Source organism: Sphingomonas jeddahensis, from assembly GCF_001981525.1.
Lineage (GTDB): Bacteria > Pseudomonadota > Alphaproteobacteria > Sphingomonadales > Sphingomonadaceae > Sphingomonas > Sphingomonas jeddahensis.
The window spans coordinates 13,137-35,113 of sequence record NZ_MPSB01000019.1 but is presented as its reverse complement, the minus strand read 5'-3'; the positions used below and the strand labels follow the sequence as shown (position 1 = coordinate 35,113).

The following is a 21,977-nucleotide window of genomic DNA, read 5'->3' as shown; positions in this document are numbered from 1 at the left end:
ACAACACCGTGCGTCCGCACAGCAGCCTTGGCGGCATGGCACCCGCCGAGTTCACCAACCGCCCCCGCCAAAGGCATGAGGACACCAAAGCTAACTTATCAGCGGCCTGAAAATGGGGAGCAGGTCACGCGCGTTAGGAGGTGATGAGCGATAAAATCGAGGATCTCCAACGCAGAATGGATGCTGCAGCGAACGCACTTGATTTCGAGGAAGCGCAGCGCATTCGTGACCGCATCAATCTTATGCGAGGCGGAGCGACTGCTGCTGACGTGGCAAAAAGCGACACGTCGGGTCTGGTTCGACAGCAACCGGGTGCGATGGGGCTCGGTACGAGCCGACAGCGACCGACTCCTCCGCCAGGGTGGAAACCGCCGCCGAAACCGGATCTGATGACGTCTGGTCGGAAAGGGAAGTGAGGAGCGACATAGCGAGCGCGGCTGTGATGGCTCTACTAGCCGAGCGCGACCTTGGAGTAACAATATGCCCAAGCGAGGTCGCACGAAGGATTGCGGCAGCGGGGTCCGCGAAGACTGAGCTCGATTGGCGCGCCGCGATGCCGATCGTCCATGCTGCAGTGGATCAATTGATGGATGCGGAAAGCATCACGCTAAGCTGGAAAGGCAGAGCGCTATCGGCGCGGTGCGGACCATATCGGATCGCGCGCGCGAATGGCAGCTCGCGGGAAAGCGGCCTGTGAATTCGGACGGCCGATATTGGGGCGCAAAGCGGAAGACTGCGAGCTTCGGACGAGCGGCCGTTCATTTCACTTGAGCGCCTTTGGGCGACCGCTCGACGAATAACTCATGCTCTCGATCAAGACAGCCCTGATTTATCCAGCCCAAAAGCCTTGTCCTGCGACCCGGGCACCGACCGGAACGCAATCGAGGCGCGATTCCAAGCGTTGATCACCATCACCATGTAGGTGAGGTAGACGAGCTCATCTTCCGAGAACTGCGCGCGTGCGTCCGCGTAGATATCGTCTGCCACGCCGTGGGGCGAGAGCCGGGTGAGCGCTTCGGTCCATGTCAGTGCAGCGCGCTCGCGATCACTGAACAGGGTCGATTCACGCCAGATCGCGAGGTGGTGGAGGCGCAGCTCGCGCTCGCCGTGGAGCTTGGCCTGTTTGACGTGCATGTCGAGGCAGAAGGCACAGCCATTGAGCTGCGACGCTCGTATCTCGATCAAGCTCAGGATGGTCTGCTCGACTGTCCCCTTCTTGAGTGTGAGGGTAAGTTCGGTGAGCTTCTGCGTCAGCGCCGGCACCTGGCGCATGTGATTTAGTCGTTCGGTCATGATCAGTAGATCCAATACGTCGGGAAGTGTCAGGGCTTGGCTTTGACCGGCAAACGAAATGGCGCGCCAAGCCGGTTGAAGGCGTTCATCGCCGCGATCGCGATGGTCAGGTCGACCAAGTCACGTGGCTCGAACACTGCCGCTACTGCGGCATAGGCGTCGTCCGAGGCATGGGTCTCGCTGACACGCGTAACTTCTTCGGCCCAGGCAAGGGCTGCGCGGTATCGCGGATCGAAGAGGTGCGGCACCTCAGCCCACACCGGCAGCAGCACCACCTTGTCGAGCGACATTGTCTTGAGCAGGTCGCGCGTATGCAGGTCGATGCAGTGCGCGCAGCCGTTGATCTGCGGCACGCGCAGGAACACGAGGTGGATCATCTCTTCCGGCAAGTTGGTGCCCGTTGTTACGTAGTGGTGCACGCCGAACAGTGCCTTGGCGCCCGCGGGCGCAACCTCATGCCACACCAGCCTCTTGGTCTCGTTCATGCCATCGTTCCTTTCACAGCAGCGTCCAATCGACGCTCGCTGCACTGACGAGGCGGGCTCCGGCGATGTGACATGCTCAAGAGATTTTTGGTTCTGCCCGCGACCATGTCACACTGCGGCGGGCTGGCTCGTCAGATCAGGGGAACCATTGGAGCGACGCAAGATGACGAAGGTCGACAGCGTGAAGGTGTCAGCACAGACGATCGGACCAAGTTCTCGCCTGGCCGACTTTCAGTGCGAGCAGAAGCGTCTTCTCCGCTTGGCATATCGAATGCTCGGCTCGTTCAGTGAAGCCGAGGATGTGGTCCAGGATAGCTGGTTGAAATGGGAGCAGGTCGAGGGTGGCATCGACTCGCCCGCCGCCTATCTCACGCGGGTCGTCACCCGGCTATGCCTCGATCGCCTGAAATCCGCTCGCTCGCGCCGCGAAACTTACATCGGCCCATGGCTGCCAGACCCGCTGGTGGGCTCGACCGATCCCGATGAAACGATTGCCGACGATCTCACGGTCACGCTGATGCTCGCGATGGAGCGCCTGTCGCCGCTGGAACGCGCAGCTTTCCTGCTGCACGACGTATTCGATGTGGCTCTGAGCGACGTAGCGGTGACGCTTAGTCGGGAGCCGGCTGCTGTGCGCCAGCTGGCTTCTCGCGCACGCAAGCATATCCAGGCCGCGCGACCGCGCTTCAGCGTGGAAGCAGCCGAGGCAGACCGGATAACTCAGGCGTTCTTCGTTGCCGCACGCGATGGCGATACCGCCTCACTTGCCTCGCTGCTCGCCCAAGAGGTGGAGATCCACTCGGACGGCGGCGGCAAGGTCATGGCCTTCCGCAACGTGATCCGCGGCGTTGATCGCGCGCTGCGCTTGTTCGCCGGACTGCAGCGCAAGAACGCGCCGACCGCCCAACTGCTACGCACTGCCGAGATTGATGGTCTGCCTGGCTACATCAGCGTCGATCGCGGCCTCGTGCAAACTACCGCCCTCGATATACGGGACGGCAAGATCGCAGCGATCTACATCGTTCGCAACCCCGACAAGTTGCAGCATCTGGCAGGCGCAATGATCGGCTAGATCAACCGACCGAGGCTCCCCCCTGAGCCACGCAGAACGGCCGCTTCTAGGAGTGCCTCAAGTGAGGCCAGAGGGCGGGAATTGGGGCGCTTATTCGCCGTTCCCGCTTGGCCATTCGGACAGGCAGCTCGGACCGTGCTTCTGCCCGGTTTCCTGTCAACACTCGAACGCTCTCGCACACGACACCGACTGCCTTTGGGCGACCGGAGGACTGACCGAGGAGCGCTTACTGTTGGAATGTAGGGTGGCCGCTTTCTGAAAGCTGTGCACCATATATCCTGACCATCATGTTCCGCATTGCAGCACATAGTTTCGGGGCACCCGATCAAGTTCTCTCCCTTGAGACAGCCGACCGGCCGCTCGTCGAGCGAGGGCAGGTCCTGGTGCGAATGCGGGCCAGCCCAATCAATCCATCCGACCTGATCCCCGTTACCGGGGCCTACCGCCACCGAACCGCGCTGCCCTTCATACCCGGCTTCGAGGGCGTCGGCGTCGTGGCGGACGTCGGCGAGGGAATAGACCCAGTGTTGATCGGCCGCCGAGTGCTTCCGCTGGGCACAGCGGGATGTTGGCAGAGCTGGAAGACACTACCCGCTGACTGGTGTGTGACGGTGCCGGAGGACTTGGACGACGACGAGGCCGCCACCGCCTACATAAATCCGCTCACGGCCTTGCTCATGGTTCGAAGACTCGCGCCCAAGCCCGGAGACCGCATCGGAGTGACGGCGGCAGGATCAGCGATCGGGCGTATGTTGATACGAATGCTGGCGGCGCGGGGCGCGCGTCCTGTCGGAATCATTCGCTCCTTCGCGGCGCGCCAGTCCATTTCGACCGAGTGTGCCGAAGTCGTTGAGGAGGGATGCTCCCTTCCAGCACTGGACAGTGGTCTCGATGCGGCGGGGGGTGCGCCCGGCACTCTCCTCGGTGCAGCCATCAAGCCGGGCGGCCTGCTCCTCCACTACGGCCTGCTGTCAGGCCAGCCACTCTCCCACGCCGGCCAAGCCAGCATGACCCTCTTCCGGCTGAGAGACCATGTGCATGCGATGCCAAGGGAAGCCTTCCACAATGCGATGTCCGAGTGCTTTTCGGAGATTCGCACCGGCCGGGCCTCCTCTTTAATCGAGGCGAGCTATCCACTTGAGGCATTTCGAGCAGCCTTGGCCCATAACCGCAGCAGCGGACGCCGGGGCAAGATCATGCTCCGGATGCAACCTTATACGTGACCTCCGCGCGAGACAGCACTCGACAGTACAGGGAGCATGGAACGCTGGCGTCGAGTGCCCTGCCAGCGTTCCACGAGCTCGTCAGCAAGCCCGGCTGCTCAGAGGAAAGTTCGGCCTCAGGATCTTGCCTCCGTCGCGCAGCTCGTCGAGGTAGTCGGACCAGCGCTGCATCATCTTCACGCGTTCGTCCCAGTATTCGCCGCGTGCATAGGCGCGGCGGACCTGATTGGTATCGACATGTGCAAGTTGGCGTTCGATCGCGTCGGGATGCCATTCGCCCATCTCGTTGAGAAGCGTGGCCGCCATCGCTCGGAAGCCATGAGCCGTCATCTGGTCCGGCGTGTAGCCGAGTCGACGTAGCCCCTGGTTCACGACGTTCTCGGACATCATGTTGCGCGGACGCACACTGCAAGTGAACATGTGCGGCCAGCGACCCGTAAGCGCATGCAACTCCTCGAGCATGCCGATCACCTGACGGGATAGGGGCACCCGGTGCGGCCGGCGCATCTTCATCCGTTCGGCTGGCACCGACCAGACCCTCTCCTCCAGATCGATATCGGACCATTGAGCTTGCCTGAGTTCGCCCGGGCGCAGGAGCACGTGCGGGGAGAGACGCATCGCCATGCGCCTGACCGGCAAGCGGTCAGGGCCGTCGATGGCGCGCAGGAGAGCACCGACTTCTGAGGGCTTGGTAATGGCGGCGAAGTGCCTGGGCTTCGGGGTCGCGATCGCGCCTCGCAGATCCGCTGCGACGTCCTTGTCGCATCGCACTGTCGCAACCCCATAGCGGAACACCCGACTGAGCACGCTGCGCATGCGCCGGGCGCTCTCATAAGCCCCCGTCGCCTCGATCTTGCGCAGGACGGCCAGCGCCTCGTGAGGCGTGATTTGGGCGATCGGCAGGTCACCGATGACCGGATAGGCTTTTTCGAGCAGCCACCGGATCTTGTCGGTGGTGACCGGCGCCAATCCATCGCGCTCGCACTTCACCAGCCATTCCTTCGCAACCAGCTCGAACGTGGTGGCTGCCGCGTGCCTGGCGGCGATCCGTGCCCGCTTCTTTTCGATGGCAGGGTCCATTCCGGCCGCAATCTGCTCGCGGGCCTCGTCCCGCTTCGCGCGGGCGGCGGCGAGACCGACGGCAGGCCATTTCCCCAGGTGAAGCGTCTTCTGCTTGCCCAGGAAACGGTAGTTCATGCGCCACAGTTTGGAGCCGTTGGGCTTGACCGCGAGATACAGGCCGAGGGTATCGTGAAGCTTGTAGAGCTTTTCTGAGGGCTTCGCGGACGTGATCTTGATGTGAGTGAGCATTGGAATCATCCCAGCAAGCCGGGTCGATCCGGGGCCATCAAAGGCACCCCAATCGTGGGGGTGCTGTTGGTGGTCCTAGCCGGACGTCACCGGAAATTTAGCCGGCGATCATCCGTCGATTTATGCTGTCAAACCAGCCGCTTGCTGGACGTTGCTGGACGCACTTAGCGCCAGAAAGTGGTGCCCAGAAGAGGACTCGAACCTCCACGCCCTTGCGAGCGCCAGCACCTGAAGCTGGTGCGTCTACCAATTCCGCCATCTGGGCACGGGGTAGGCCGGCGCCTCTAGGGCCGGGGTGGCAGCCTTGTCAACAGGTACGTTGCGCGGCTAGGGGCGGGGCGAAATTTTCCCCGGCGGAGCGTTACATGAGAGACAGACTGTTCACGCTGATCGGCGGTGGCGGTTTCCTGGGCCGCTATGTCGCACAGGCGCTGCTGGCCACCGGCGCGCGCGTTCGGGTGGCGCAACGCGATCCACGCGAGGCATGGTATCTGAAGCCGCTCGGTGCGCTCGGGCAGACGCAGTTCGTCGCGGCCGATATCACCCGCCCCGACACGATCGCTCGGGCGATCGCGGGCGCGGACGGCGTGGTGAACTTGGCGGGTAGCTTTGGCGGCGATCTCCAGCGGCTGCACGTTGCCGGGCCGCGGGCGCTGGCCGAGGCGGCGCGTGGCGAAGGCGTGGCCGCATTGGTGCATGTTTCCGCCACAGGCGCGAATCCCGGCGGCGCATCGCTTTATGCCCAGACCAAGGGGCACGGCGAAGCGGCGGTGCGGGAGGTGTTCTCGAACGCCACGATCCTGCGCCCGTCAACGGTATTCGGCCGCGAGGACCGGTTCGTGAACATGTTCGCGGGCATGATCTCACGCTTTCCGGTGGTGCCGGTGCTGAAGCCCGACACGCGGTTTCAGCCGGTGTTTGCGGCTGACGTGGGTGAGGCCGTTACGACCGCGCTTCGTGATCCGGAGAGCTTCGGCGGCCGGACGTTCGAGCTTGGCGGCCCCGATGTGCTGTCAATGATGGAATTGCAGCGCTGGATCGCGCGACAGATCGGGCGCGACCCCTCGTTCGTGCCACTGCCGGATGCGCTGGGCGGACTGCTCGCGGCGCTGCCGGGCGCGCCGATCTCGCGCGATCAGTGGAAGCTCTTGCAGAGCGATTCGGTCGTGGCGCCGAATGCCGAAGGACTGCATGCGCTTGGCATTACGCCGACGCCGCTGGCGGCGGTCGCGCCGGGCTGGCTGGTGCGGTACCAACGCGCGGGGCGCTTCGCGCGGCCCACTGCGGCCTGATCCCTTCCGATGTTCCCGGCTTGAGCCCGCAGCGCCGGGCGACCTGAAAGGCTGTCATGTCCGACCTGCTGACCGCGATCATCCTCGGCGTCGTCGAGGGGATTACCGAGTTCCTGCCCGTGTCCTCGACCGGGCATCTGGTGCTCGCGACCGAACTGATGGGCTATGATCCGCAGCGCTGGGCGGTGTTCAACGTCGCCATCCAGCCGGGCGCGATCCTGGCGGTGGTGGTGTTGTATTGGCGCACCTTCATGGCGGTGCTTTCCGGCCTGTTCCGGGGCGAGAAGCAGTCGATCGCCTTCGTGCGCAACCTGTTGATCGCCTTCGTGCCCGCGGTCGCGCTGGGCCTCGTGTTCAACGACCAGATCGAGGCGCTGCTGGAAAGCGCCGCGGTTGTCGCTTGGGCGCTGATTATCGGTGGGCTCGGCATCCTGGTGGTAGAAAAACTGGCAAAGACGGAGACGATCGGCGGCATTTCGGCGGTTTCCACGGCACAATCGGCCAAAATCGGCCTGGTTCAGTGCCTGGCGATGATCCCGGGCGTCAGCCGGTCGGGCGCGACGATCATGGGGGCGATGGCGTTGGGGATCGACCGGCGCACGGCGGCTGAGTTTTCCTTCTTCCTTGCCTTGCCGACCCTGTCCGGCGCGACCGTGCTGCAATTGTTCAAGCACCGCGACGCGATCACCGGCGACGATCTGCAGCTGATCGCGGTGGGCACCGTGGTGTCGTTTGTTGTCGCACTGGCAGTGGTGAAGGCGTTCATGGCGGTGGTCACGAAGCACGGCTTTGCGCCGTTCGCCTGGTACCGGATCGCCGCCGGAGCAGCCGCTTTGTTGATGCTGTCAGCGCAATAGGACCGGTACCAGACCTTCTTTAAGCGAGATTGAAGCGGCGGAACGAAGATTTGGTGCGATATTTGCGCGAATAGGTAAGCAATGCTGACTTGATGCCGTTTGGGTGATGTGAGAACCACATTTCCTGGAGGGCATATGGCCGCTGATACCATGCTTCGATTCGTCGTGACGCCGCAGTCCTACCCGTCCAAGCGGGAGCCAGAGGCGCGGGCGGAAGATTTCCGCGAGATCGCGGATCGCTACGCTGTGCCAAGGGCAGAGGAGCAGGCGGGCCGCTGTTCGCAATGCGGCGTGCCTTATTGCACCGTGCATTGCCCGCTTCACAATCACATCCCCGATTGGCTGCGGCTGACCGCCGAAGGGCGCCTGCGCGAGGCCTATGAGCTGTCGAACGCCACCTCCACCATGCCCGAGATCTGCGGCCGCATCTGCCCGCAGGATCGGCTGTGCGAAGGCAATTGCGTCATCGAGTTCACCGGTCATGGCGCGGTGACGATCGGTTCGGTTGAGAGATTCATCACCGACAAGGCGTGGGATGAAGGCTGGGTCGAGCCGCTGGTGCCCGGGCCGGCGCGCGGTCAATCGGTGGGGGTGATCGGGGCGGGGCCCGCGGGGCTTACCGCCGCAGAATATCTACGCGCCAATGGCTATGAGGTGCATGTCTATGACCGGCACGACCGCGCCGGCGGGCTGCTGACCTATGGCATCCCCGGCTTCAAGCTGGAGAAGCCCGTGGTGATGCGCCGTGTCGAGCGGTTGAAGGCGGGCGGAATCGTATTCCACGAAGGCTTTGCGGTAGGCGAGGATGCGACGCTGGCCGAGCTGCGTGGGCGCCACGATGCGCTGCTGATCGCGACAGGCGTGTACAAGGCGCGCGCGATCGACGTTCCGGGCAATGAAGCCCGAGGCGTGATCGCCGCGCTTGATTATCTCACCGCTTCCAACCGCAAGAGCTTTGGCGATGCGGTGCCGGCGTTCGACGACGGCGCACTCGACGCGAACGGCAAGAACGTGGTCGTGATCGGTGGTGGCGACACCGCAATGGACTGCGTGCGAACCGCCATCCGCCAGGGGGCGAAGAGCGTGAAGTGCCTGTATCGCCGCGACCGCGCCAACATGCCGGGTTCGCAGCGCGAAGTGGCGCACGCCGAGGAAGAAGGTGCCGAGTTCGTGTGGCTCTCGGCGCCGCACTCCTTCCATGGCGATCGTGTTGAAACGGTGCGCGCTAATCGAATGCGGCTCGGTGCGCCCGACGCGAGCGGCCGGCGGGCGCCGGAGGTGGATCCCGGCGGCCCGGTCGACATGCCGGCCGACATGGTGATCAAGGCTCTGGGCTTCGATGCGGAGGAGCTACCGCACCTGTGGGATGCGCCGGAACTGGGCGTTACGCGCTGGGGAACGGTGCTGGTTGATAGCAAGACGCTGATGACCAGCCTTGATGGTGTATTCGCCGCCGGCGACATAGTGCGCGGGGCGAGCCTGGTCGTCTGGGCGATCCGGGATGGACGCGACGTGGCGGCGCAGATGCACAAGTATCTGAAGGTGAAGGCCGCGGCCCGAGCCATGGTGGCGGCGTGAAATTATCCGGTGAGCCTGGCCGGGCGAGCGCACTGCGGCCGCTCCTCGGAAGCATCCGCGGCGGACTTCTTCTAAAGCTTCAATCCAAGGGTTACGTGGCATGATCGATCAGCGCGAACGGCTCGCCAGTGAGGGCATGTACCGGCCCGAATTCGAGGGCGACGCATGCGGCGTCGGCATGGTTGCCGCGACCGACGGCAAGCCGTCGCGCCGTGTCGTCCAGTCCGCGATCGATGCGCTGAAGGCGGTGTGGCATCGCGGCGCGGTGGATGCGGATGGCAAGACCGGCGACGGGGCCGGGCTGCACGTCGACCTGCCAGTACGGTTCTTTGACGATGCGATCGCCATGGGCGGGCACAAGGTGCTGCCGAACCGGCTGGCGGTGGGCATGATCTTCCTGCCGCGCACCGATCTCGGCGCGCAGGAGACGTGCCGCACGATTGTGGAAAGCGCGATCATCGAGGCCGGCTATACGATCTATGGCTGGCGGCAGGTGCCGGTCGACGTGTCCGTCATCGGCATGAAGGCGCAAGCGACGCGGCCCGAGATCGAGCAGATCATGATCGCCGGCCCGATGCCCGACGCGGTCGACGCGGCGGAGTTCGAGAAGAACTTGTATCTGGTCCGCCGGCGAATCGAGAAGCGGGTGATCGCGGCGCAGATCCAGGGCTTCTACATCTGTTCGCTGTCGTGCCGCTCGATCATCTACAAGGGGCTGTTCCTCGCGGAATCGCTGTCGGTCTTCTACCCCGACCTCACTGACAAGCGGTTCGAAAGCCGCGTCGCGATCTTTCACCAGCGCTATTCCACCAACACCTTCCCGCAATGGTGGCTTGCGCAGCCGTTCCGCTGCCTGGCGCATAACGGCGAGATCAACACGATCCGCGGCAATAAAAACTGGATGCTCAGCCATGAAATCCGCATGGCGTCGATCGCGTTCGGCGAGCATTCGGAGGATATCAAGCCGGTGATCCCGGCGGGTGCGTCGGACACGGCGGCGCTTGATGCGACGTTTGAGGCGATCTGCCGTTCGGGCCGTGATGCGCCGACCGCCAAGCTGATGCTGGTGCCCGAAGCGTGGCAGAGCGACGTTGCGGATGACATGCCGGCCGCACATGCCGCCATGTATCAATATCTCGCCTCGGTCATGGAGCCGTGGGACGGGCCGGCCGCGCTGGCGATGACGGATGGCCGATGGGCGGTGGCGGGGATGGACCGCAACGCCCTTCGCCCGCTGCGCTATACGCAGACCGCGGATGGCTTGCTGATCGTCGGATCGGAAAGCGGCATGGTGGTGGTGCCGGAATCGACGATCATCGCCAAGGGCCGGCTGGGGCCGGGCCAGATGATCGCGGTCGATCTGGCCGAGGGCCGGCTGTACCACGATCGCGAGGTCAAGGACCGGATCGCCGCCGAAGCGGACTATGCTGGGATGATCGGCAATTTCGCGACGATCGACGACCTGCCCCCCGCGCCCGCCAGCGGCGTGCCGCGCTATGACCGCGCCGAGCTCGCGCGGCGTCAGGTCGCGGCGGGGCAGACGCTGGAAGATATGGAGCTGATCTTGTCGCCGATGGTCGAAACGGCCAAGGAAGCGATCGGATCGATGGGCGACGATACGCCGCTTGCGGTTATTTCGGACAAGCCGCGGATCATCAGCCAGTTCTTCCGGCAGAATTTTGCGCAGGTCACCAACCCGCCGATCGATTCCTTGCGCGAACGTTATGTGATGTCGCTCAAGACGCGGTTCGGCAATCTCGCCAACATCCTCGATACCGAGGACAGCCGCGAGCGCGTGCTGGTGATCGATTCACCGGTGCTGACGTCGACCGACTGGGCGCGGCTGAAGACCTATTTCGGGCGTGCCGCGGCGGAAATCGATTGCACGTTCGACGCTGATGGCGGGCCCGAGAAGTTGCGCGTCGCGATCCAGCGCATCCGCAACGAGGCGGAGCAGGCGGTGCGGCAGGGCAAGAGCGAAATCTTCCTGACCGACGAGCATATCGGGCCGGATCGGATCGCGATTGCCGGCGTGCTGGCGGCGGCCGCGGTCCACACGCATCTCGTGCGCCGGGGCTTGCGCTCTTATGCCTCGATCAACGTCCGGACGGCGGAATGCCTCGACACGCATTATTATGCGGTGCTCGTCGGCGTCGGGGCGACCACGGTGAACGCCTATCTGGCCGAGGCGGCGATCGTCGATCGGCAGAGCCGCGGGCTGTTCGGCGATCTGTCGATCGACGAATGCCTCAAGCGCCATCGCAAGGCGATCGAGGAAGGGCTGCTCAAGATCATGTCGAAGATGGGGATCGCGGTGATCTCCTCCTATCGCGGCGGCTATAATTTCGAAGCGGTCGGTCTGAGCCGCTCGCTGGTCAACGATTTCTTTCCGGGCATGCCGGCGAAGATCTCGGGCGAGGGCTATGCCTCGCTTCACGTCAATTCGAAGGAGCGCCACGAGGCCGCCTATGACGAGGCGGTGGTCAACCTGCCGATCGGCGGCTTCTATCGCCAGCGCCATACGGGCGAGCCGCATGCCTATTCGGCGCAGCTGATGCATCTGCTGCAAAGCTCGGTCGCGAACGACAGCTATTCGACCTATCTCCAATTTTCGCGCGGGGTGGGCGATCTGCCGCCGGTGTATCTGCGCGATCTGCTGCAGTTCAACTTTCCGGCGGAAGGCGTGCCGGTCGATCAGGTCGAGGCGATCACCGAAATCCGCAAGCGCTTCATCACGCCGGGGATGAGCCTGGGCGCGCTGTCGCCGGAGGCGCACGAGACGCTGGCGATCGCGATGAACCGCATCGGCGCCAAGGCGGTGTCGGGCGAGGGTGGCGAGGACAAGATCCGTTATCAGCCGTACGAGAATGGCGACAACGCCAATTCGGTGATCAAGCAGATCGCCAGCGGGCGGTTCGGCGTCACCGCGGAATATCTGAACGCCTGCGACGAGATCGAGATCAAGGTCGCGCAGGGCGCCAAGCCCGGCGAGGGCGGGCAGCTGCCCGGCTTCAAGGTGACCGAGTTCATCGCCAAGCTGCGCCATGCGACGCCCGGCGTGACGTTGATCTCGCCGCCGCCGCACCACGACATCTATTCGATCGAGGATCTGGCGCAGCTCATCTACGATCTGAAGCAGATCAATCCGCGCGCGCGGGTGTGCGTGAAGCTGGTTTCATCCGCCGGCATCGGCACCGTCGCGGCGGGCGTCGCAAAGGCGCATGCCGACGTGATCCTTGTTTCGGGACACGTTGGCGGGACGGGCGCGTCGCCGCAGACGAGCATCAAGTACGCCGGCACGCCGTGGGAAATGGGGCTGTCCGAGGTCAACCAGGTGCTGACGCTGAACGGCCTGCGCGGTCGGATCAAGCTGCGCACGGACGGCGGGCTTCGTGTCGGCCGCGATATCGTCATCGCTGCGATCCTCGGCGGGGAGGAGTTCGGTATCGGCACATTGAGCCTCGTGGCAATGGGCTGCATCATGGTGCGCCAGTGCCATTCCAATACCTGCCCGGTCGGCGTTTGCACGCAGGACCCCAAGCTGCGCGACAAGTTCGTCGGAACGCCGGAGAAGGTCATCAATCTTATGACCTTCATCGCCGAGGAGGTGCGCGATATTCTCGCTCGGCTCGGCGTCCGCAGTCTGGACGAGATCATCGGCCGCACCGAGCTGCTGCGGCAGGTGAGCCGCGGCGCGGAGCATCTCGACGATCTCGACCTCAACCCGATCCTCGCCAAGGTCGATGCGACCGATGCCGAGCGGCGCTTCTCGCTGAGCACCTTCCGTAACGAAGTGCCCGACAGCCTGGATGCGCAGATCATCAAGGATGCGGCGGCGGTCTTCTCCCGGCGTGAAAAGATGCAGCTGACCTATTCGGTGCGCAACACGCACCGCGCGGTCGGCACGCGGCTGTCGAGCGAGATCACGCGCGCGTTCGGGATGAGCGCGCTCAACGACGATCACGTCACCATTCGCCTGCGCGGCTCGGCGGGGCAGAGCCTCGGCGCGTTCCTGTGCAAGGGCGTGACGCTGGAGGTGTTCGGGGACGCCAATGATTATGTCGGCAAGGGCCTGTCCGGCGGCGTCATCGTGGTACGGCCGGCGGTATCGTCACCGCTGCGCAGCCAGGAGAATACGATCCTGGGCAACACCGTGCTGTATGGCGCGACCTCGGGGGCGCTGTTCGCGGCGGGGCAGGCAGGCGAGCGGTTCGCGGTGCGCAACTCGGGCGCAACGGTGGTGGTCGAGGGCTGCGGCGCGAACGGGTGTGAGTATATGACCGGCGGCGTGGCGGTGGTGCTGGGCCGTGTCGGGCAGAATTTCGGCGCCGGCATGACGGGCGGCATGGCGTTCATCTACGACCATGACGACAGCTTCGCGCGGCGCGCCAACCCGGAAAGCATCACATGGCAGCGTCTCGCCTCCGCGCATTGGGCGGGCGTGTTGCGCGATCTTATCGAGCGCCACGCCGAGACGACGGACTCGAAATGGTCACGCGGGATCCTGGAGGATTGGGAGCGCAGCGTCGGCCGGTTCTGGCAGGTGGTGCCGCGTGAGATGCTCGAGCGGCTGACGCACCCGCTGGATGACGCGCCGGCGATGGAGGCGGCGGAGTAGGTTTCAGCTTCCCGCGCGTCCGTCTGGTCGGCGGCGTGCGGGAGATTGTTCACGCGAAGGCGCGAAGAAGGTTGTTTCGCGCAGAGGCGCGGAGGACGCGGAGGTGTTGCACCTCAGGTGAGCGGCGCAGCTACCTTCGACGACGGGGAGCGGCAGCATCTGATTCCGCTGCGCGGGACGCTGGATCCGACGCGGTGCCGGCGCAGCAACCACATCATCTCTGCGTCCTCCGCGCCTCTGCGCGAACGATCTTATTTTTCTCTTCGCGTTTTCGCGGCTTCGCGTGAACCAAGCCCACGCATCATCGCGAACTCAGGGTTTAGGGATTCCCGTCTGCGCGGGAACGGCGGGGCTACTGCGGTTCGTCTTCGAACACCGGCTCCACGTCCTCGCGTCTTAGCCTCGGGGGCGGTGGCGGTTCGGGTTGGCGGACGTTGATCGAGCCATCAGGGCCGATCTCCAGATCGACGCCCAGCCCTTCCAAGCGGCCGACTGCCGGGGCGATCTCGTTTTCGATCACGCCTACCAGCCCGGCCTCGGGATCGACATCCTCCACCACCGGCGCTTTCACCACCGGCGCGAGATCGAGCGCGCTCACCATGAAATTGCGCCAGATCTGCGCGGGGATGCCGCCGCCGTGCAGGCCGGGGTTGGGCGTGTTGTCGTCATTGCCGACCCACACGCCGACCACAAGATCGCCCGCGAAGCCGATGAACCATGCGTCACGCCCCGATTGCGACGTGCCCGTCTTGCCATAAGCATCCACCGACAGCGCCGCGGCGCGCCCGGTGCCGCGCACCGATGCGGCGAGCAACGTCAGCATGTCATCGTGGATGCGGCTCGGCAGCGTGCGCTGGCCATCGGTGAGCGCCTGATACCAGCTCTTGTCGGCGACGTTGCGCAGGCCGTGCGGCTGCACGGGATAGCGGCCGTCGGCCACGCCGGCGAAGGCCGCGGTCAGCTCCAGCAACGACACTTCAGAGGTGCCGAGGCCGATCGTCGCCTCATTGGCGATCGGCGTGGAGATGCCGAGATCGCGCGCGGCGCGGATCACGTTGCGCACGCCCACTTCCTGAGTCAGCCGCGCCGCGACGACGTTGGACGAACGCTGGAACGCGCGTTGCAGCGTGATTTCGCCGAGATAGCGATTGTCGTCGTTCTTGGGGCTCCAGCCGGCGATTTCGACGCGCGAGTCGTCGACCATCGTGTCGGGCGACATACCGGCGCGCAGCGCGGCGAGATAGACGAACAGCTTGAAGGTGGAGCCCGGCTGACGCTTCGCCTGGACGGCACGATTGAACGGGCTTTTCTTGTAATCGCGTCCGCCGACCATCGCCACGACCTCGCCGTTGCGGCGCATCGCGACCAATGCGGCCTGCGCCTGACGCAGCCCGGCCTGGCGGATCACGCGTTCGGCGGTGCGTTGCAGCCCGCGATCGAGCGTGGTGCGCACGGTTGCTTCGGTCTGCACCTCACCGGCCTGGTCGCGCGCGTCGGGCAGCACCCAGTCCGCAAAATAGGTGCCGGTCGGCAGCGTCTGTGCGGGGCGAGTCTTGACGCGCTGCGGCTGCACGTCGGCGCCTTGCGCCTTGGTCAGGAAGCCAGCGTCGACCATCGCGGCGACGACCACCGCCTGCCGTTCGCGGGCGCCTTTGAGATTGCTGGTGGGGGCGAGGCGCGAGGGCGCCTTGACGAGCCCGGCGAGCATCGCCGCCTGGCCGATGTTCATCTTCTCCGGCTCACGCCCGAAATAATGTTTCGAGGCGGCGCGCAGGCCATAGACGTTGTCGCCGAAATAGACGTTCGACAGATAGCGCGAGAGGATCTCGTCCTTTGACAGCCACGCCTCCAGCCAGAAGGCGATGAACACTTCGCGGATCTTGCGCGCGGCGGTGCGATCCGAATCGAGGAAAGCGTTTTTCGCGAGCTGCTGCGTGATCGTGCTGCCGCCCTGGCGCACGCCGCCGGAACCTAGGTTCGCCCAGGCGGCGCGGGCGATGCCGCGCGGGTCGATGCCCCAATGCGAATAGAAGCGCCGGTCCTCGATCGCCATGAACGCTTCGCGCACGTGGGCGGGTAGTTGGGCGGCGTCGACCGGCTTGCCGATGATCGCGCCGCGCCGCGCAATCGGCGTGCCGTCCGCAGCGGTGAGCGTGATCGAGGGGGGTGTTGGGGGCTTCAACGATTGCGACAGCGGTGCGGTAATCGCGAGCCAGGCGATGGTTAGCACCAGCAGGATGACGAACGCGCCCAGCCCGCGCATGATCCAGCGGGTGGAGATGCGCGGCAGGCGGCGCGCGGGGGCGAGCTCGGGCGGTGGCGGGGCGTCATCGCGCCAGGCGTCGAAATCCGGCATCGCCGGCCGGTGCTGTTCGCCTGGTGCGTGGTTGTAGCGGATGCGGCCGCCATCAAACGGATCGGGGCGCATGTCGTCGTCTCGGCGGTCGGCCATCAGGCGTGTTACTTCGGTAGAACAGTTGCCGCAAGGATGCGCATCGTGCGAGGGATAGGGCCATGAGCGGCGAAGCGGAAGCACTTCAATCGGATGAACGGCCGCTGGTCGTCGGCATCGGCGGCACGATCGGCGGGGTGTCGTCGACCGAACGGGCGCTGCGGATCGCGCTGGACGCGGCAGGCGAGCAGGGTTTTCGGATCCGGCTGTTCGGCGGGGCGGACATGGCCAAGCTGCCGCTGTACGACCCCAAGGCGCACGAGCGGACACCGGAGGAGCGCGACTTCGTGGATACGGTGCGGCGGGCCTCGGCGATCATTATCGCCTCGCCGGGTTATCACGGCAGCATTTCGGGCGTGGTGAAGAACGCGCTGGACCTGCTGGAGGAAACCGCGCGCGATTCGGAGCGGACGTATCTTGCCGACATGCCCGTGGGGCTGATCGCGACCGCTTATGGTTGGCAGGCGACCGGCTCGACGATCGCGGCGCTGCGCTCGATCGTCCATGCGCTGCGCGGTTGGCCGACGCCCTTTGCCGCGGCGATCAACAGCGCAATCACCAAGTTCCATGACGACGGCGGCGCGAGTGATCCTGCGGTGGTGGAGCAGCTGCGGATGGTGGGCAAGCAGGTCGCTCGGTTCGCGCCGTTGGCGCGGATGGAATAGCGTCTCCGATCGGATCGGATATCTCACTCCGGTCGTGCTGAGCCTGTCGAAGCACGTGCCAAGCAGCGCTGCCGCCTGAGGCACGCCCTTCGACAGGCTCAGGGCGAACGGGAGCCGGGCTTGGCGACGCCGTCAGGAATCCGGGCGAACGGGCGTGGGGCGCGGGCTTGGCAACCCTTCGACGGGCTTCAGGCCGAACGGGTGAGCGTGGTCGCCGCACGCGCAACGTAACTTCTGTTATCTTGGCGTTGACAGCGCCGCTGCCGCTGGTCCACCTCCCTTCCGTAGCCGGCACAGACCGGCACCACCGAACGGAGAGCGGGCATGGTGCTGACCAAGGGCGACGAATATCCGATCCACCAGACGGCCGAACCGGTCGCCTATGCGGGGACGGATCGTAACTTCTACGATCGCTTCTTCTTCAACGGCTATGCGCCGGGCGCCGGCGAGGACGGGTTCTTCGCCGCGGCGATGGGCATCTATCCGCATCTCAACATCATCGATGCAAGCTTCTGCTGGCTCGTCAATGGGCGGCAGGTGAACCTGCATGCCAGCCGCGGGTTGGGCATGGAGCGGATGGACACGCAGGTCGGCGGGATCGCGGTGGAGGTGCTGGAGCCGCTCAAGTCGGTGAAGCTGACGGTCGATGCACCCGAGGAGCATATCCGCGCCGAACTGACCTTTGTCGGCCGCGCTTTTCCGTTGGAGGAGCCGCGCTTCACCCGGCGCAACGGGCCGCGCGTGCTGATGGACGTGACTCGGCTGACGCAGAACGGCAGCTATTCCGGCTGGGTCGAGGTGGACGGCAAGCGAACGGAGATCGCCGGCTGGCTGGGCACGCGTGACCGATCGTGGGGCGTGCGGCCGATCGGCGCGCCCGACGCGCAGCCCGCCAGCCCGCCGATGCTGCCGCAATTCTTCTGGCTGTGGAGCCCCACCGCGATGGAGGACGGCGATTTCTACTTCCACACCAATGACGACGAGCATGGGCGGTTCTGGAACCGGCGTGCGGCGTGGAAGCCGCTGGGCGGCGGGATCGAGGACGAGACGCATTACGATACGTCCGACTACCAGGTGCATTGGAAACAGGGTTCGCGGCACGCGCAGGGCGCAAGCCTGACGCTGAAGGATGCGGCCGGCCAGACCAAGGTCGAGTTCGATCTCGGCCAGACCTTCATGATGCTGGGGCTGGGCTACACGCACCCGAAATGGGGGCATGGCCGGCACCAGGGCGACGGGTTGACGGTGGAGCGCGAGGATTTCAACGTCGCCGAACTCGATCCGATGCAGCCGCACCATCTGCATATCCAAGCGGTGGCGGACATCACAATGACCGGGCCGGACGGCAAGGTGCGGCGCGGGCGTGGCGTGCTGGAGCAATTGGTGATCGGCCCGCATGCGCCATCGGGCTTCACGGGAATGCTTGACGCGGCATGAGCACGCTCGCTGCCTCGGACATCGAGGCCTATCTCACGCGCATCTGGCAGCGGCCGGTGCGCGTCGAGGATCTCGCGCGCATCCCGGGCGGGGCCAGCCGCGAAACCTACCGGTTCGACGCGGTCGCGGGAGAGGAGACGCATCGGTTGATCCTGCGGCGCGAGCCGGTGAAGGGGCTGATCGACACCGAGACGGCGACCGAATTTCGCGCCTATCAAAGCGCGGCCGGCGTGGTGCCGGTGCCGCGCGCGGTGGCGCTGGAGCCGGAGGGCGCGGAGCTTGGCCGGCCGTTCTTCATCATGGAGCGGATCGACGGCGGCGAGGTGGCCGGCAGCTTCGCGCGCGATCCGTTCGGGGTGCATGGGGCGGGTTTGGGCGAGGCGTTCTTCGGCGCGCTGGGGCGGCTGGCGGCGCATGATCCCGCGGGGACGCCGCTTGCCGGGGATCTGCCGATGCCGGCGCGCGACGAGTGCTGGCGCACCGCGCTGGATTATTGGGAAGGGGTGATCGAGGAGGATGCGCTGCAGCCGCAGCCGATTGCGCGCGCCGCGATCCGCTGGCTGCGCGCCAATCCGCCGCCGCCGGCGCAGCGGATCGCGATCGTTCATGGCGATTACCGATCGGGCAATGTCATGCACGACGGCGCCGGGCAGATGCTGGCGATGTTCGATTGGGAAATGGCGCATCTGGGCGATCCGCTGGAGGATCTCGGCTGGGCGCTCGACCCGATCTGGGATCATTTCGAGGCGGGCAAATCCTGCGGCATGCTGCCTCGGCCTGAAGCCATGGCGGCGTGGGAGCGGGCGAGCGGGCTGACCGTCGATCCGGCGGCGATGCGCTGGTGGTCGCTGTTCGCATCGGTGAAGGGCTGCGCGATCTGGGCGTCAGCGTTCCGCGAGTTCGTGGATGGGGGGCGGCAGGATCCGGTGCTGGCGGTGTCGGGCTGGTACACCGCGCGGCGGCAGGACGCGATCATCGCCACGCAGCTGGGCGGGCGGCATTATGATCCGGTGCCGGTGCTGCCGACGAGCGATCTGGCGCAGGTGCTGATCGGGGCGGGGATCGTCACGGCCAGCGCGGGCGAGAAGATCGGCGCGGGCGATGCGTTCGCGGGATCGACGCTAACGGTGGCGGCGCTGCTCGCGCTGCTGGGGGCGCAGGAGGCGGAGAAGGCGGCGGCGTGGCGGCGGGCGGATATCGCCGACATGCGCCGGTTGCTGGGCGACGATGGGCCGGTGACTGGCGAGGGCGAGACGCTGGATGCGCTGGACAGCATTTGGGCGACGCTCGCGGAGGCGCTGATCGCGCACCATGACCGGCTCGCCGAGACGCGCGGAGACGAAGCGCCGTTGCTCGATTTCTATCGCGAGAGCGCCGCCCGCAGGGAGCTTGCCTGGCCGCTATGACCGACCTGCCGCTCTCTGGTGTCCGCGTGATCGATGCCGTGCCCGGCGTGCTGGGGGCGATCGGCCGGCTGCTCGGCGAACTGGGCGCAGAGGTGATCCGGGTCGAGCCGAGCGCGGGCGGTGCGGATCGACACGCGGGTGCGATGGTGGAGGGCGTGAGCCTGCCGTTCGTGGCGGCGAATTTCGGCAAACGGGTCGCGACGATCGACTTGCCGGGTGATCGGGAGCGTCTGCTCGATCTGGCGCGCGAGGCGGATATTTTGCTCGAGGCTGGACTCACTGGGCTCGACCACGATGCGCTGCGCGCCGCTGCGCCGGGGATCATCCATGTGTCGATCAGCGACTTCGGCAATGTCGGGCCGTGGCGTGACTGGCAGGCGAGCGATGCGGTGCTTCACGCGCTGACCGGCGGGCTGTCGCGATCGGGGCTGCCGGGGCGGCCGCCGCTGCTGCCGCCGGGGCAGCTGACCTATGAAACCGCAGCGCCGCAGATCGCGGTGGCGACGCTGGGCGCGTTTATTCGCCGCTTGCGCACCGGCGAGGGCGATCGGCTGGACGTGTCGCTGCTGGAGGCAGGGATGCAGGCGCTTGATCCCGGCTATGGCCTGTCGGGCAGCGCGCAATCGGGCGTGCCGCTGTGGAAGATGGAGCGCGGGCGCACCGACGAGCGCTATCGCTATCCAATCCTGCCGTGTGCCGACGGCTTCGTGCGGCTGTGCGTGCTGGCGCCGCGGCAATGGCGGGCGATGCACGCGTGGATGGGCGAACCCGAAGAATTCGCGGGCCCCGAGTGGGAGAAGCTGATGACGCGCTTCCGCTCCACCACCTTGCTGCCGGCGATCACGCGCTTCTTCGCCGACAAGGGCAAGGCCGAGATCGAGAAGGAAGCGGCGGCGCGGGGAATACCGGCGGCGGCGGTGCTGGATGTTGGCGAGGCGGTGGCGACGCCGCAGATGACGGCGCGCGGGGCGTTCGTGCCGGTCGAGGTGGCGCCCGGCCGGTCATTGCCCTTTCCCAATGGCACGATCGAGATCGATGGTGAGCGGGCGGGCATAAGCGGGCCGGCACCTGCGATCGGCGGGGATGCGCGCTTTGCGAGCATGCGGCCGCACTTCGATCCGCCGCCCGCCGCCGATTATCCGCTCGCCGGCATCCGCGTGCTCGACATGGGGGTGATCGTCGTCGGGGGCGACACGGGGCGGGTGCTCGCCGACCTGGGTGCGGATGTGGTGAAGGTGGAGAATGGTGCCTTTCCCGATGGCCAGCGCCAGTCGCGCGACGACGATCCCGTCAGCCTGACCTTTGCCGCCGGGCATCGTAACAAGCGCGGGCTGTCGATCGATCTGCGGTCGGCGCGCGGCAAGGCGCTGTTCCTCGATCTGGTACGCGGGGCGGATGTTTTGCTGTCCAATTTTAAGCCGGGCACGCTGGCGGCGCTGGGGTTCGATGCCGGGACGCTGTTTGCCGCCAATCCACGGCTGGTTACCGTCGATAGCTCGGCGTTCGGGCCGACCGGGCCGTGGTCGGGGCGGCTCGGCTATGGGCCGCTGGTGCGCGCGTCCGCCGGGCTCAGCAAGCAATGGGTCTATCCGGAGGAGCCGGAGGGCTTCTGCGACGCGGTGACCGTCTATCCCGATCATGTCGCGGCGCGGATCGGCACGGTCGGCGCGCTGGCGCTGCTGATCCGGCGGATGCGCACCGGACGCGGGGGGCGCGCGAGCGTCAGCCAGGCGGAAGTAATGCTGGGGCACAAGGCGGCCGAGATCGCGACGCGCGCGGCGCAGGCGGCGGGCATGCCGGTGGTGACGGGCGAGGCGGCGGAGGACTGGCTGCTGCCGTGTGCCGGCGATGACGAATGGTGCGTCGTGACGCTGCGCAACGGTGCCGATCGCGCCGCGCTAGCATCGGTTGTGGGCAGTGCGGAGCGGGCGACGGTCGAGGCCTGGGCGCGGGATCGTGCGCCGGCCGACGTGGCGGCGGCGCTGCAAGCGGCCGGGGTGCCGGCGGGGATGATGGTGCGCGTCGTCGATATGCCGGGTTCGCCCGGTTATCGGGCGCTCGGCACGTTTCGCGAGGCTTCGCATCCGCTGCTCGACACGCCGTTTCAGGTCGAAGGGGCGCTCACCCGCTTCGATCGCGTGCCGCCGCCGGACCAGCGGCCTGCGCCGCGCATCGGCGAGGATAGCGTGGACGTTCTCAAGGACTGGCTGAGGCTGGGCGACATGGATGTCGCGCCGCTGCTCGCCGACAGGATCATCGAACAGGCTGCTTAGGAAGGGACAAAGCAC

General features: G+C 66.0%; 16 protein-coding genes and 1 tRNA gene. 12 read left to right on the top strand and 5 right to left on the bottom strand.

The annotated features are described in order from the left end of the window. Positions 1-143 precede the first annotated feature (143 nt). Together SPHI_RS14130 and SPHI_RS14125 are read left to right on the top strand one after the other, a co-directional pair. On the top strand, positions 144-416 hold the full coding sequence (locus tag SPHI_RS14130) for a UvrB/UvrC motif-containing protein (protein ID WP_076745602.1): 273 nt from the start codon (positions 144-146) through the stop codon (positions 414-416). Positions 417-442: 26 nt separating this feature from the next. Beyond that, entirely contained in the window at positions 443-697 is a 255-nt protein-coding gene (locus SPHI_RS14125; RefSeq protein WP_076745604.1) for a DUF3253 domain-containing protein, read from the top strand. Between the two features lie 116 nt (positions 698-813). On the opposite strand, the gene SPHI_RS14120 is transcribed toward SPHI_RS14125, so the two are convergent. Together SPHI_RS14120 and SPHI_RS14115 are read right to left on the bottom strand one after the other, a co-directional pair. Further along, a complete protein-coding gene (locus tag SPHI_RS14120; protein ID WP_076745601.1) occupies positions 814-1,293 on the bottom strand; it encodes a carboxymuconolactone decarboxylase family protein in 480 nt (159 codons plus the stop codon). A 29-nt stretch (positions 1,294-1,322) separates the two neighbouring features. Next, complete coding sequence (locus SPHI_RS14115) at positions 1,323-1,778, bottom strand: carboxymuconolactone decarboxylase family protein (protein ID WP_076745600.1); 456 nt, start codon at positions 1,776-1,778, stop codon at positions 1,323-1,325. Between the two features lie 163 nt (positions 1,779-1,941). On the opposite strand from SPHI_RS14115, the gene SPHI_RS14110 reads away from it, so the two are divergent. After that, positions 1,942-2,850: a sigma-70 family RNA polymerase sigma factor gene (locus SPHI_RS14110; RefSeq protein WP_076745599.1), complete on the top strand. Its 909-nt coding sequence runs from the start codon at positions 1,942-1,944 to the stop codon at positions 2,848-2,850. A gap of 287 nt (positions 2,851-3,137) precedes the next feature. After that, a complete protein-coding gene (locus SPHI_RS14105; protein ID WP_076745598.1) occupies positions 3,138-4,073 on the top strand; it encodes a zinc-dependent alcohol dehydrogenase family protein in 936 nt (311 codons plus the stop codon). An 81-nt stretch (positions 4,074-4,154) separates the two neighbouring features. On the opposite strand, the gene SPHI_RS14100 is transcribed toward SPHI_RS14105, so the two are convergent. Further along, positions 4,155-5,384 (bottom strand): tyrosine-type recombinase/integrase, encoded by a 1,230-nt coding sequence (locus SPHI_RS14100; RefSeq protein ID WP_076745597.1) that lies wholly within the window; start codon positions 5,382-5,384, stop codon positions 4,155-4,157. Positions 5,385-5,562: 178 nt separating this feature from the next. Continuing rightward, positions 5,563-5,649, bottom strand: a tRNA-Leu gene (locus tag SPHI_RS14095). A 100-nt stretch (positions 5,650-5,749) separates the two neighbouring features. Here SPHI_RS14095 and SPHI_RS14090 point away from each other — a divergent pair. The 4 genes from SPHI_RS14090 (at position 5,750) to gltB (ending at position 13,729) form a co-directional block, all read left to right on the top strand. Then, positions 5,750-6,676, top strand: coding sequence for a complex I NDUFA9 subunit family protein (locus SPHI_RS14090; RefSeq protein ID WP_076745596.1), 927 nt, complete (start codon positions 5,750-5,752; stop codon positions 6,674-6,676). Positions 6,677-6,732: 56 nt separating this feature from the next. After that, a complete protein-coding gene (locus tag SPHI_RS14085) occupies positions 6,733-7,533 on the top strand; it encodes an undecaprenyl-diphosphate phosphatase (RefSeq protein ID WP_076745595.1) in 801 nt (266 codons plus the stop codon). Positions 7,534-7,668: 135 nt separating this feature from the next. Next, entirely contained in the window at positions 7,669-9,111 is a 1,443-nt protein-coding gene (locus SPHI_RS14080; protein WP_076745594.1) for an NAD(P)-dependent oxidoreductase, read from the top strand. Between the two features lie 100 nt (positions 9,112-9,211). Continuing rightward, positions 9,212-13,729, top strand: coding sequence for a glutamate synthase large subunit (gene gltB, locus SPHI_RS14075; protein WP_076745593.1), 4,518 nt, complete (start codon positions 9,212-9,214; stop codon positions 13,727-13,729). A gap of 352 nt (positions 13,730-14,081) precedes the next feature. Here gltB and SPHI_RS14070 read toward each other — a convergent pair whose 3' ends face one another. After that, positions 14,082-16,181: a transglycosylase domain-containing protein gene (locus SPHI_RS14070; protein WP_076745592.1), complete on the bottom strand. Its 2,100-nt coding sequence runs from the start codon at positions 16,179-16,181 to the stop codon at positions 14,082-14,084. Between the two features lie 62 nt (positions 16,182-16,243). Here SPHI_RS14070 and SPHI_RS14065 point away from each other — a divergent pair, with 62 nt between their 5' ends. The 4 genes from SPHI_RS14065 (at position 16,244) to SPHI_RS14050 (ending at position 21,962) form a co-directional block, all read left to right on the top strand. Further along, complete coding sequence (locus SPHI_RS14065) at positions 16,244-16,846, top strand: NADPH-dependent FMN reductase (RefSeq protein WP_076745591.1); 603 nt, start codon at positions 16,244-16,246, stop codon at positions 16,844-16,846. A gap of 324 nt (positions 16,847-17,170) precedes the next feature. Then, entirely contained in the window at positions 17,171-18,283 is a 1,113-nt protein-coding gene (locus SPHI_RS14060) for a hypothetical protein (RefSeq protein WP_076745590.1), read from the top strand. Then, positions 18,280-19,689: a phosphotransferase family protein gene (locus SPHI_RS14055; protein ID WP_076745589.1), complete on the top strand. Its 1,410-nt coding sequence runs from the start codon at positions 18,280-18,282 to the stop codon at positions 19,687-19,689. Before SPHI_RS14060 ends, SPHI_RS14055 begins: the two co-directional genes overlap by 4 nt. After that, the gene (locus tag SPHI_RS14050) at positions 19,686-21,962 is read left to right on the top strand and encodes a CoA transferase (RefSeq protein WP_076745588.1); all 2,277 of its coding nucleotides are present in this window, start codon (positions 19,686-19,688) and stop codon (positions 21,960-21,962) included. Before SPHI_RS14055 ends, SPHI_RS14050 begins: the two co-directional genes overlap by 4 nt. Positions 21,963-21,977: the final 15 nt, after the last annotated feature.